The organism is Actinokineospora sp. NPDC004072, from assembly GCF_053604195.1.
Genome location: NZ_JBSGHB010000012.1, coordinates 193526 through 206232 on the forward strand (window position 1 = coordinate 193526; position 12707 = coordinate 206232).

Sequence of the window (12707 nt, forward strand, 5' to 3'; positions counted from 1 at the left end):
CGGGCGGCCCCTGGCCGCGTGCCCGCGGTGTCAGAGCTCTGTCAGATCCGGCTGCTTGGGTGGCATTCGAGCGAGCCGGGAGGACAAGATCATGGCGGCAGCGCACGAGCCCGTGGCCATCGTGGGGATCGGTCTGCGGACCCCCGGCGGCAGCCGGACGCCGGAGGAGTTCGCCGAGTTCCTGCGCGGCGGCGGCAGCGGCATCACCACCAGGGACGGCCAGGCGGGCGGCTACCTCGACCGCATCGACGAGTTCGACGCGGCGTTCTTCGGCCTGACCCCGGTCGAGGCCCAGTACACCGACCCCACCCACCGGCTGCTGCTGGAGACGGTGTGGGAGGCGCTGGAGAACGCCGCCATCGACCCCACCGGCACCCGCGGCGGCAACGGCGGGGTCTACGTCGGCTCGGGCACCTCCGACTACGCCCTGGAGATCGACCGCCTGCGCGAGGAGGACCTCGACGGCGCGCTCGCCGCGGGGATCACCCCGTTCGCGCTGTCGGGCAGGCTGTCGTACTTCCTGGACTGGCGCGGCCCCAGCATGACCGTCGACGCCGCGGGCGCGTCCTCGCTCACCGCCCTGCACCAGGCGATCGTCGGCCTGCGCAGGCGCGAGTGCGACATCGCCCTGTGCGCGGCGGCCAACACCCTGCACAGCCCCCGACCCAGCGCCATCCTCAAGGCCGCCAACGTGCTCTCCGCCGACGGCCGGGTCAAGGCGTTCGACGACGCCGCCGACGGCTACGTCCGGGCCGAGGGCGCGGCCGCCATCGTCCTCAAGCGGCTGGTCGACGCCCAGCGCGACGGCGACCGCGTCCTGGCGGTCGTGCGCGGCACCGCCGTCGGGCAGGACGGCGACGGCCCCGGCATCTCGGTGCCCAACGGCGCGGCCCAGGAGCGGGTCATCCGCGCCGCCCTCGCCGACGCCCGGCTCGACCCCGCCGACGTCTCCTACGTCGAGGCGCACGGCCTGGGCACCCCGCTGGGCGACCCGATCGAGCTGGGCGCCATCGCCGACGTGTTCACCAGCGCGGTCGCCGTGGGCTCGGTGAAGACCAACGTCGGCCACCTCGAACCGGCCGCCGGGCTGGTCGGCCTGGTCAAGGCGGTGCTCCAGATCCGCGCCGGGCAGATCTTCGCCCACCTGAACTTCGAGACGCCCTCGGCGCGCATCCCCTGGGACCGCTACCCGATCACCGTGCCCACCGCCGCCCAGGACTGGCAGGCCGAGCAGCGCCGCGCCCTGGTCAACAGCTTCGGCTTCGGCGGGGCCATCGCCACCGCCGTGGTGGAGCAGGCGCCCGCCCGCCCCGAGCACGCCGCGGACGACGGCGCGCACGTGTTCACCCTGTCGGCGAAGAACCGGCGGGCCCTGCGCGCCCAGGTCGAGCGCCACCGCGACCTCGACGGCGACCTCGCCGACCTGTGCTACACCGCCGCCGTCGGCCGCGCCCACTTCAAGCTGCGCGTCGCAGGCGTCGTCCGCACCCACGACGACCTGCGCGCCCTGCTCGCCCAGGAGCCCGACGACGGCCCGGACGAGACCCCCAAGGTCGCCTTCCTGTTCGACGACGCCGTCCCCGCCGATGATGACGACGCGGTGCTGCGCGCCTTCCCCGTCTACCGCGCCGCCGCCGAGGAGTGCGAGCGCGCGGGCCACGGCAGGCTGTTCACCACCCAGTACGCCCTCGCCCAGCTCTGGCTGTCCTGGGGCGTCAAACCCGGGATCATGGTCGGCCGGGGGACCGGCGAGATCGTCGCCGCCACCGTCTCGGGCCTGTTCACCGTGGCCGACGCCGCCAAGGTCGTCGCGGGCGACGTCGACGGGGTCCGCTTCGGCGAGACCACGCTGGCGTTCGTCGCCGCCCTCTCGGGCAAGGTCGCCCGCCGCGGCGAGATCACCAAGCCGGACTACTGGCGCAGGCAGGCCGTCGAGACCCCGGACTTCGCCGCCGCGCTGACCGCGGTGGAGCGCCGCGGCGCCCACGTCCTGCTGGAGCTGGGGCCGCCCACCGGCGACCCCGGCCGCCTGCCCTGCCGCGGCGGCGACGACGCGCACCTGCACGCCCTGGCCGAGCTGTACCGCCAGGGGGCCGCCGTCCGCTGGGCGGGCTTCTACCGGGGCCGGGAACGGGCCAAGACCGCGCTGCCGACCTACGCCTTCGACCGCAAGCGCTTCTGGCTGCCCGCCCCCGCCCCCCGCCTCGACGCCCAGCACCACCCCCTGCTGGGCGTCGAGGCGGACTGGCCGCAGGGCCGGGAGTTCCGCGCCGTCATCAGCCCCGACCACCCCGCCTACCTGGCCGACCACGTGGTCGGCGGGCAGATCGTGTTCCCGGGGGCCGGTTACGTGGAGATCCTGCTGGCGCTGCAGGACGCGGTGTTCGGCGACGCGGGCCGCACGCTCACCGAGGTCCGCATCCGCGAACCGCTGTTCGTCGCCGAGCAGACCGAGATCCGCACCCGGCTCTGCCACGCGGGCGCGGTCGAGATCGTCAGCGTGCTCGACGGCGGGGTGGAGCGCGTGCACGCCACCGCCATGCTCGGCGGTCCGCGCCACCACGCCGACCCCGGCCCGCCCGGCCGCGACCTGCGGGCCCGCGCCGCGGCCTGCGGGCAGGCCGACGACGTGCGCGAGACCGAGGAGCTGTACCCGGACTTCGCCGCGGTCGGCATGGGCTACGGCCCGGCCTTCCAGCGCATCCGGGCGGCCTTCCAGTTCGGCGCCGACTTCGCCGTCGGCGACCTGCGCGGCGAGCGGACCACCGGGATGGAGTTCCTGCCGCCCCCGGTGCTCGACGGCGCCCTGCACACCATCGCCCCGCTGATCGACGACGGCCACAACTACCTGCCGGTGCGCTTCGGCGAGCTGCGGCTGTTCAAGAAGCCGAAGTCCGAGGACCTGCGGGTGCTGCTGCGCCTGACCGACGGCGAGGACGACCGCACGGCCGACCTGCTGGTGCTGGAGGACGACGAGCCCGTAGTCGAGCTGCGCGGCTTGGGCTTCAAGCGGCTGGCGGCCGGGCCCGGTTTCCTGCACCGCCGGGTCTGGGTGAAGCGCTCGCAGCTCCCGCCCGCCACCGACGAGCCCCGCCACGTGCAGTTCATCGGCGGCGACGCCGCGGTGTACGCCGAGCGGGCCAAGGAGCTGGGCGTCCAGCTCTCCACCGGGGACGAGCTGGCCGACGGCGTCACCGACGTCTGCTGGTTCCACCGCCCCGGCCCGCCGCCCGCCGTCGACGGCAAGCGGCTGTGGATCATCACCGAGCGCGCCCAGTGGCTGCCGGGCGACACCCTGTCCGCCCCCGCGGGCATCTGGGGCGAGGACGCCCCGGGCATCCTGGTCGACCTGCCCCCGGGCGGCGACCCGGCGTTCGCCCAGGAATGGGTCCGCGACACCGGCGAGACCCGCATCGCCTACCGCGACGGCCACCGCTACGTGCGCAGGCTCCTGCCCGCGCCGCAGCCGACCGACGCCAACCTGGCGCTGACCATCACCGAGCACGGCCGCTTCGCCGACATCAAGCCGCTGCCGGTGCCCGACGAGCTGCCCTCGGGCTCGGACATCCAGGTCCAGGTGCAGGCCGCCGGGCTGAACTTCAAGGACGTCCTCAACGCCCTGGGCATGCTCAAGCAGCACGCCGAGAGCACGGGCGCGGAGTACACCGCGCAGCCGTTGGGCTTCGAGTGCGCAGGCACCGTGCTCGCCGCCGGCCCCACGGCCACCTTCGAGCCGGGCGACGAGGTGATCGTCAACTACTCCGGGCTGATGGCCAGGCGGGTGACCGTCCCCTCGGCCACGGCGGTGCCCAAGCCCGCCCGGCTGAGCTGGACCGAGGCCGCGGGCCAGGCGTCGGCCTACGTGACCGCCCACTACGCCCTGCACCACCTGGCGAGGATGAAGGCGGGCGACCGCGTGCTCATCCACGCCGCCGCCGGTGGCGTCGGCCAGGCCGCGGTGCAGCTGGCCAAGGCTGCAGGCGCGCAGGTCTACGCCACGGCGAGCCCGCACAAGTGGCCCGTCCTGGCCGCCCAGGGCGTGGAGCACCTGATGAACTCGCGCACCCTGGACTTCGCCGACCAGATCCCCGGCGGCGTCGACATCGTGCTCAACAGCCTGAACAAGGAGTTCATCCCGGCCGGGCTGCGGACGCTGGCCCCCGGTGGCCGGTTCATCGAGCTGGGCAAGGTCGGGGTGTGGTCGACCGCGCAGGTGGCGGCCGAGTTCCCGCACGTGGAGTACCACAACTTCGACTTCAGCGAGCTGCCTGCCGACGAGGTCGTGCGGATCAACAAGGAGATCATGACCGACGTGGCCACCCGGCTGGCCGACGGCGGCCTCGACCCGGTCACCACGACGGCCTACAGCCTCGACGAGGTGGAGGAGGCGTTCGGCGTCCTCAGCCGCGGCGCCAACGTCGGCAAGCTGGTCCTGGTGTTCGACCAGCGGCCCACCCGCCCCGTCGCCGTCCGGCCGGACCGCACCTACGTGATCACCGGCGCGGACACCGAGCTGGGCGCCCGCACGGCTGAGAAGCTGGTCGCCCTCGGCGCGCGCCACCTCGCCCTGGTCGGCCCCGGTCCCGTCGCCGAGTTGGACGCCGAGGTCAGCACGCACGGACCGGACTTGGCCGGGCTGGCCGAGCGGCCCCCGGTGGCGGGCGTCGTCCACGCCGCCACCGACCCCGACCTGGCCTGGACGCTGCACGAGGCGTTCCCGCAGGTGGACTTCTTCGTCACCTACTCGCGCCTGGCGGCGCTGGCGGGCATCGAGCCCAACGCCGCCGACGAGGCCCTCGACCACCTGGCCCACCGCCGGGCCACGGCCGGGCTGCCCGCGCTGAACATCGCGTGGGGCCCGATCGGCGCGGCCCAGGACGGGCTGCACGCCGTCGCGCCCGCCAAGGCCATGCGCACCTTCGCCGCCCTGCTCGGCTCGCCAGCGGTCTCGGTGACCGCGGGCGCGGCCGACTGGGGCTCCGACCCGATGTTCGAGTCGCTGGCCAAGGCCGACGGCGGCGCGACCGGCGCGCAGGTGGACCTGCCCGCGCTGCTCGCCCTGCCTGCCGAGCAGCGCAGGGCGGCCCTGGAGGACTTCATCCGGGTCAAGGTCGCCGAGGTGCTGCGCTTCCCCGACGCCGACGAGGTGGGCCCCCGGACGAAGTTCGCCCGGCTCGGCTTGGACTCGCTGGTCGCGGTGGAGCTGAAGAACGCGCTGGAGGCCGCCTTCGCCATCCCGCTGCCCGCGGCGGTCGCCTTCGACCACCCCACGGCAGCCCAGCTCGCCGAGTTCGTGGACGGCCTGCTGACCACCTGAGAGGGAAGCCCGATGCCCGAGGTCCTCCTCCTCTGCGTCCACTTCGACGACGCGCCGGACACCACCCCGACCTCGCGCGCGGTGACCCTCCACCACCCCTCCGGCCGCCGCTTCGTCGTCACCGAGCTCGCCGACACCCCACCGCCGCCCGAGGACGAGGGGGCAGAGTCGATCTGGTGACCCGGCCACGGCGAGCGCCGCAAGCGCCGCCACCAGGCACCCCGCCACCGGCGAGTACACCCACGCATGCACCACGAACAACGCCGCCAAGCACCCACTGGGCGTCCCCGCCCACCGGGGCACGGCGAACCACGCCGCTGGACACGCGAACGGCCGTCCGAGTCCCACGGGCGGCCCGAGCGAGGCGGGCAGTCCTGCCGGACACCCAGCCACCACCCGAACCGGTGACCGGTTACGCCAGACCCCCGCCACTCGGCGAACCAGGCGGGCGAGGGCGCCCGACCGGTCGGCCTGCGCCGACCGGCTGTGCTGCGCCCAGCAGGCGGGCCGCATCGAGCGGATGTGCTGTGTCGACCGGGTGTGCGTCGACCGGGTGGGCTGTGTCCGGCGGGTGGGCTGTGTCGGGCCGGTGGGCTGTGTCGAGTGGGTGGGCTGCGTTGAGTGGGTGGGCTGTGTCGACCGGGTGAGTTCTGTCGGGCGGGTGGGCTGTGTCGAGTGGGTGGGGTGTGTGGAGCGGGCGGGCATGGGCTGGCGTGCGCTCGGCCGGAACAGGCGGGGCGGCTTCGGGGGGACGGGCAGGGGGAGGAAGCGGGCTGGGCAGGTGGGGCGGAGCTGGTTGGTGGTCATGAATCCAGCATCGGGAGCGGTGTTGGTGGCTGGCCACCTCGATTCCGAGCCTGTGGACAACTCCGGTTCGCGGGCTCTCGCCCGGGTGGCGGGGGCCGAGTACGGTGCGGGGCGTGGCACAGCCTCCGCGTGATCCGTACCAGCAGCGTTCCGGTTCCCAGCCTGCTCAGCCGGGTGGTCACCAGCAGCGACCGGACCCGTACCAGGGGCAGGCGTGGGGTGGGCGCCCGGCGGAGGGTGAGGGGCAACCGCACGGGGCGCCGCAGCAGGCCTGGCAGCCGCACCACGACGCCCAGTGGCCGCACCAGGACCTCCAGCGGCCACAGCAGGAGGCCCAGTGGGCCCGCCAGGACGCTCGGCAGCCGCAGGAGGCGTGGCAGCCGCAGGACGTCCCGCAGGCCCAGCACGGGGCCTGGCAGCCCCAGGAGGAGGCTCGGCGAGCACACCAGGAGTTCCGGCAGCCGCAGGGCGCGCGCTCGGCGCAGCAGGAGTTCCGGCAGTCGCAGGATGCCTGGCAGCCGCAGGACGTCCGGCAGCCACAGGATGTCCGGCAGTCGGCGGGTGTCTGGCAGCCGCAGGGAGGGCGGCAGCTGCAGCGGGAGGGGGCTCCGCGGCGGGAGGGCGGGCCGCGGCGGTTGCGGGGGCGGCGGGTGTTGGGGGCTGGGCTGGTGCTGGCCATCCTCGGCGCGCTGGTTCTGCTGGTCAGCGTGACGTTGCTGCCGTGGGTGGATGGGGAGCTCTCGCTGGCCGGGGTGTGGGATCGGGTGACCGGGCTGCCGGAGATGGGGTTCGGGGACTGGTACGTGCTCGTCGCCGGTTATCCGCTGGTCGCGCTGGGCATCCTGCTGTCATTCGCCGCCGTGCTGGAATCGGTGGCGATGAAGGTGATCTGGGTGGCGCTCACCGTGCTCGGCCTCGGCTACGTCGGGTTCCGGTACGGCGTCGGGCCCCTTACCGGAATGTTCGGCGAGGGGAGCGGGTTCTCACTTGGTGAGATCGGCGTCGCCGCGGGGGCGCTCGCGGGCATCGTCGTGGTGCTGTTCGTGCTCAAGTCGGCGGTCGGGATGTTCCGCAGGATCGCCGGTCTGGTCCTGTTGGGACTGTCCGCTGTGCACATCAGCGCCGTAGTCGATCTGGTGGACGCCAACGGGTTCGGCGATCTCAGCGCTGGCGCGTACGGTCCGGCGCTGGGTTACCTGCTGGCCGGGGCGGCCGCGTTCGTCGGGCCGGGGAGCCTGGTCCCGGGGCGCTGACCGATGGCATCATTTTCCGCGGTGAGGTAATTTCGTCCGTGGCCGAGAGGCGCTGCAACGGACTACGGTCCGCCACGCTCGGCCGGGTCCACCGCGAAACAAGGGCGCCTCCCACGACTAACGGGAGGTGACGGGTGCGCACGACGCTGACGGAGCTGCTGGACCAGCGGATCGCGGTCCTCGACGGAGCGTGGGGCACCATGCTCCAGGGCGCCAAGCTCACACCGCAGGACTACCGCGGCGATCTCATCGGCGACCACCCCTGCGACGTCACCGGCGACCCGGACCTGCTGAACCTGACCCGCCCGGACGTCATCCTCGACATCCACCGCCAGTACCTGCGCGCGGGCGCGGACATCACCACCACCAACACCTTCACCGCCACCAGCATCGGCCAGGCGGACTACCAGCTGCAGCCGCTGGTCCGGGAGATGAACCTGCGCGGCGCCCAGCTGGCCCGCCAGGCCGCCGACGAGTTCGGCGGGCGGTTCGTCGCCGGGTCCATCGGCCCGCTCAACGTGACCCTGTCGCTGTCGCCGAAGGTCGACGACCCGGCCTACCGCGCGGTCGGGTTCGACGAGGTGGCCCAGGCCTACGCCGAGCAGATCGCCGCGCTGGCCGAGGGCGGGGTCGACCTGCTGCTGGTCGAGACCGTCTTCGACACGCTCAACGCCAAGGCCGCCGTGGCCGCGGCGCGCGAGGTCGCCCCGCACCTGCCGCTGTGGATCTCGGTGACCATCGTCGACCTGTCCGGCCGCACCCTGTCCGGGCAGACCGTCGAGGCGTTCTGGAGCTCCATCGAGCACGCGAACCCGCTGGTCGTGGGCCTGAACTGCGCGCTGGGCGCGGAGGAGATGCGCCCGCACGCCGCGGAGATGGCCCGGCTGGCGGGCACCTACACCGCCTGCCACCCCAACGCGGGCCTGCCCAACGCCTTCGGCGGCTACGACCAGACCGCCGAGGAGACCGCGCGGCTGCTCGGCGGGTTCGCCGCCGACGGCATGGTCAACATCGTCGGCGGCTGCTGCGGCACCACGCCCGACCACATCGCCAAGATCGCCGCCGCGGTCGAGGGCGTCGCGCCCCGGCACGTGCCCGCGCCGCCCGCGGCCACCCGGTTCAGCGGGCTGGAGCCCTTCGCCATCGGCGCCGACACCGGCTTCGTGATGATCGGCGAGCGCACCAACGTCACCGGCTCGGCGAAGTTCCGCAGGCTCATCGAGGCCAAGGACTACCAGGCCGCGGTCGACGTCGCGCTGGACCAGGTGCGCGGCGGGGCGAACATGCTCGACGTCAACATGGACGCCGACCTGCTCGACAGCGAGCAGGCGATGACCACCTTCCTCAACCTCATCGCCACCGAGCCCGAGGTGGCGCGCATCCCGATCGTCGTCGACAGCTCGCGGTGGAGCGTGCTGGAGGCCGGGCTCAAGTGCGTGCAGGGCAAGGGCGTGGTCAACTCGATCAGCCTCAAGGAGGGCGAGGCCCAGTTCCTCGAGCAGGCCAAGCGCATCCGCGACTTCGGCGCGGGCGTGGTCGTCATGGCCTTCGACGAGCAGGGCCAGGCCGACACCGCCGACCGCAAGGTCGAGATCTGCGGCCGCGCCTACGACCTGCTGATCCGCAAGGCGGGCTTCCCGCCGGAGGACATCATCTTCGACCCGAACGTGCTGGCCGTGGCCACCGGCATCAGCGAGCACGACAACTACGCCAAGGAGTTCCTCGACGCGCTGCCGCGGATCAAGGAGCGCTGTCCGGGCGCGCGCACCAGCGGCGGCATCTCCAACCTGTCGTTCTCCTTCCGCGGCAACGACGTCGTGCGCGAGGCCATGCACTCGGCGTTCCTGTTCCACGCGGTCAAGCGCGGGCTGGACATGGGCATCGTCAACGCCGGTCAGCTCGCGGTCTACGAGGACATCCCGGCCGACCTGCTGGAGCTGGTCGAGGACGTGCTCTTCGCCCGCCGCCCGGACGCCACCGACCGGCTGGTGGCCTTCGCCGAGACGGTCAACGGCAAGAGCAAGAAGCGCACCGTCGACCTGTCCTGGCGCGAGGCCCCGGTCGCCGAGCGGCTGGCGCACGCGCTGGTGCACGGCATCGTGGACTTCATCGAGGAGGACACCGAGGAGGCCCGCGCCGCCGCAGCGCGGCCGCTGGACGTCATCGAGGGTCCGCTGATGGACGGCATGAAGATCGTCGGCGACCTGTTCGGCTCGGGCAAGATGTTCCTGCCGCAGGTGGTCAAGAGCGCGCGGGTGATGAAGCGCTCGGTGGCGTACCTGGAGCCGTTCATGGAGGCGGAGAAGGCCAAGCTGGCCGCGGGCGGGGAGCAGAGCCGCGGCAACGGCAAGGTCGTGCTCGCCACGGTCAAGGGCGACGTGCACGACATCGGCAAGAACATCGTCGGCGTCGTGCTGGGCTGCAACAACTACGAGGTCATCGACCTGGGCGTGATGGTGCCCGCGGCGAAGATCCTCGACACCGCCGTCGCCGAGGGCGCCGACGCGGTCGGCCTGTCCGGGCTGATCACCCCGTCGCTGGACGAGATGGTCGCCGTGGCCACCGAGATGCAGCGCCGCGGGCTCAAGCTGCCGCTGCTCATCGGCGGCGCGACGACCTCGCGCCAGCACACCGCGGTGCGCATCGCCCCCGCCTACGACTCGGCCACCGTGCACGTGCTCGACGCCTCCCGCGTCGTCGGCGTGGTCTCCGACCTGCTCGACCCCGACCGCGCGGCGGCGCTGGCCGAGGCCAACCGGGTCGAGCAGGCCCGGCTGCGCGAGCAGCACGAGGCCCGCGAGCGCAGCCCGATGCTGAGCCTGGAGAAGGCGCGGGCCAACCCCGAGCGGGTCGACTTCACCGACCTGCCGGTGCCCGCCTTCACCGGCGTGCGCCAGGTCGCGCCGTCGATCGCCGAGCTGCGGGAGATGATCGACTGGCAGTTCCTGTTCCTGGCCTGGGAGCTGCGCGGCAAGTACCCGGCGATCCTGGAGCAGCCCGTGGCCCGCGAGCTGTTCGACGACGCCAACGCCCTGCTGGACCAGATCATCGCCGACGGCTCGTTCACCGCCCGCGGCGCCTACGGTTTCTGGCCCGCGCGCTCGGTCGGCGACGACATCATCCTGGAGGGCGCCCCCGCGTTCCCGATGCTGCGCCAGCAGACGCAGAAGCCGGAGGGCCGCCCGAACCGCTGCCTGGCCGACTACGTGGCCCCCGAGGGCGACCACCTGGGCGGGTTCGCCGTGGCCATCCACGGCGCCGAGGAGCTGGCCGCGCACTACGAGGCCCAGCACGACGACTACCGCGCCATCATGGTCAAGGCGCTGGCCGACCGCCTCGCCGAGGCGTTCGCCGAGCACCTGCACCTGCAGGCCCGGCGGGAGTGGTTCGAGCCCGACGCCGACCCGGCGATCGAGGACCTGCACGCCGAGCGCTTCCGCGGCATCCGCCCGGCGCTGGGCTACCCGGCCTCGCCGGACCACAGCCTCAAGCGCGACCTGTTCACCCTGCTCGACGCCGAGGCCATCGGCATGGGCTTGACCGACTCGTTCGCGATGACCCCGGCGGCCAGCGTCAGCGGCCTGATCTTCGCCCACCCGGCCTCGCGCTACTTCACCGTGGGCAGGCTGGGCCGCGACCAGGTCGCCGACTACGCCCAGCGGCGCGGGCTGCCGCTGGCCGAGGTGGAGCGCTGGCTGCGCCCCAACCTCGCCTACGACCCGGACTAGTCCGCGGTGCTGGTGGTGGAGAGGATCTCCCGCGCCTGCTCGGCGGCGCGGGCGATGCTCTCCCCGACGAAGTCCATGAACCGGGCGATGTTCTCCAGCCGGACGGCGGCCGGGGTGCCGGGGCCGAGCACGTCGACCCCGCGCCGCGCGGTCTCGGCGAGCTGCAGGTTGGTCTGCACGGTGGCGAGCATCGACTGGTACCAGACGTCGTTGTCGGCGAGGTAGCGCTCGCGGCGGCGGTCGTCGCGCTCGCGGCGGACGAGGCCCTGGCCCTCCAGGAACGCGATGGCCTTGGAGATCGACGCCGGGCTGACCTGCAGGCGCTGGACCAGCTCGGCTGCGGTGAGGCTGCCTGCGTCGGTGGTGAACAGGCTGGTCAGCACGCGCGCCATCGTCTTGGGCAGCCCCTGCTGCATGAACAGCGCCGCGAACGCCTCCTCGTACTCGCGCACCGCGTCGGGGTCGCGGCCGTCGGCCTGCCGGGGCGGCTGCTGCCCGCGGGGCCGGGCCTGCCTGCGGCGGTGGGCGCGGCGCTCGGTGGCCAGGTGGGCCAGGTCGGCGCGGTAGGCGGTGGGGCCGCCGTTGCGCATGACCTCCCGGGTGATGGTCGAGGTCGGGCGGCCGAGCCGCCGGGCGATCTCGGCGTAGGCCAGGCCGTCGGCCAGGCCCAGCGCGATCTGCTGGCGTTCCTGCTGGTCGAGCCTGCCTCCCGGCACCGCGCCCTCCTCGATCGGGTCCGGCGGCCAGCATAGCGTTCACCGCGCATCATTGCAACGCAGGAGTTGCGTTAGATTCAGAATCGTTGCAACGAAATCATGGCTGTGACCTGCAAATCTTCTAGCTCAGTGCAACAAGCTTGTTGCTCGATCTGCGAACGCAACGTAGCGTTTCGCATGTCGGAAACAACGAGCACAGGAGCTGAGCACGATGCGCAAGTTCGACACCCCCGCCCCCATCGCCACCGTCGTCGACGTCCCCGTCGGCCGGGTCCACCTCATCGCCGCCGACCGGGCCGACACCGCGGTCGAGGTGCTGCCCACCGACCCCGGCAAGGGCCGCGACGTGCAGCTGGCCGAGCAGACCCGGGTCGAGTTCGCCGACGGCGTCCTGCGGATCCACGCCCCGGTCCGCAAGTCGGCCCTCGGCAGCCCCGGCTCCCTCGACGTGACGGTCCAGCTCCCGTCCGGGTCGCGGGTCGAGGCGAAGACGGCCAGCGCGGACCTCCGCGGGGTCGGCCGCTTCGGCGAGTTCGCCTACGAGGGCGCGCAGGGCGCGGTCAAGGTCGACGAGGCCGCGAGCCTCCGCGTGACCACCCACGCAGGCGACATCGCCGTCGGCCGCCTCACCGGGCCTGCGGAGATCAGCACCAGCAAGGGCGACATCGAGGTCGCCGAGGCCACGCGCGGCACGGTCGTGCTGCGCACCCGGGCGGGCAACGTGTCCGTCGGCGCCGCCGCGGGCGTCACCGCGTCGCTGGACGCGGGCACGGGCCACGGCCGGGTCAGCAACTCCCTGAAGAACTCCGGTGGCCCGGTCGACCTGGCCATCCACGCCACCACCGCCTACGGCGACATCGCCGCCCACAGCCGCTGAGGACCGGAC

General features: G+C 73.3%; 6 protein-coding genes and 1 riboswitch. Of the genes, 5 read left to right on the forward strand and 1 reads right to left on the reverse strand.

What is annotated here, in order from left to right; genetic code table 11:
• Positions 1–91: 91 nt before the first annotated feature.
• The 4 genes from ACWEPX_RS20415 (at position 92) to metH (ending at position 11105) form a co-directional block, all read left to right on the forward strand.
• Entirely contained in the window at positions 92–5317 is a 5226-nt protein-coding gene (locus ACWEPX_RS20415) for a type I polyketide synthase (RefSeq protein ID WP_451898768.1), read from the forward strand.
• 12 nt (positions 5318–5329) lie between these two features.
• Complete coding sequence (locus tag ACWEPX_RS20420) at positions 5330–5497, forward strand: hypothetical protein (RefSeq protein WP_451898769.1); 168 nt, start codon at positions 5330–5332, stop codon at positions 5495–5497.
• 740 nt (positions 5498–6237) lie between these two features.
• Complete coding sequence (locus ACWEPX_RS20425) at positions 6238–7377, forward strand: hypothetical protein (RefSeq protein WP_451898770.1); 1140 nt, start codon at positions 6238–6240, stop codon at positions 7375–7377.
• 38 nt (positions 7378–7415) lie between these two features.
• A riboswitch (S-adenosyl-L-homocysteine riboswitch) is annotated at positions 7416–7494 on the forward strand.
• Between the two features lie 17 nt (positions 7495–7511).
• Positions 7512–11105, forward strand: a complete 3594-nt coding sequence (gene metH, locus ACWEPX_RS20430; RefSeq protein WP_451898771.1) for a methionine synthase — start codon at positions 7512–7514, stop codon at positions 11103–11105.
• Here the strand turns inward: metH and ACWEPX_RS20435 are convergent.
• Positions 11102–11821: a helix-turn-helix domain-containing protein gene (locus ACWEPX_RS20435; protein ID WP_451898772.1), complete on the reverse strand. Its 720-nt coding sequence runs from the start codon at positions 11819–11821 to the stop codon at positions 11102–11104. The genes metH and ACWEPX_RS20435 overlap by 4 nt on opposite strands.
• A 211-nt stretch (positions 11822–12032) precedes the next feature.
• Here ACWEPX_RS20435 and ACWEPX_RS20440 point away from each other — a divergent pair, with 211 nt between their 5' ends.
• Positions 12033–12698 carry a DUF4097 family beta strand repeat-containing protein gene (locus tag ACWEPX_RS20440; protein WP_451898773.1) on the forward strand — a complete coding sequence of 222 codons (666 nt, stop codon included), beginning with the start codon at positions 12033–12035 and terminating at the stop codon, positions 12696–12698.
• Positions 12699–12707 lie beyond the last annotated feature (9 nt).

Bases quoted from the DNA above. Each gene is read 5' to 3' on its own strand.
- ACWEPX_RS20415 (WP_451898768.1), top strand. From the start codon at position 92: ATGGCGGCAGCGCACGAGCCCGTGGCCATCGTGGGGATCGGTCTGCGG.
- ACWEPX_RS20420 (WP_451898769.1), top strand. From the start codon at position 5,330: ATGCCCGAGGTCCTCCTCCTCTGCGTCCACTTCGACGACGCGCCGGAC.
- ACWEPX_RS20440 (WP_451898773.1), top strand. From the start codon at position 12,033: ATGCGCAAGTTCGACACCCCCGCCCCCATCGCCACCGTCGTCGACGTC.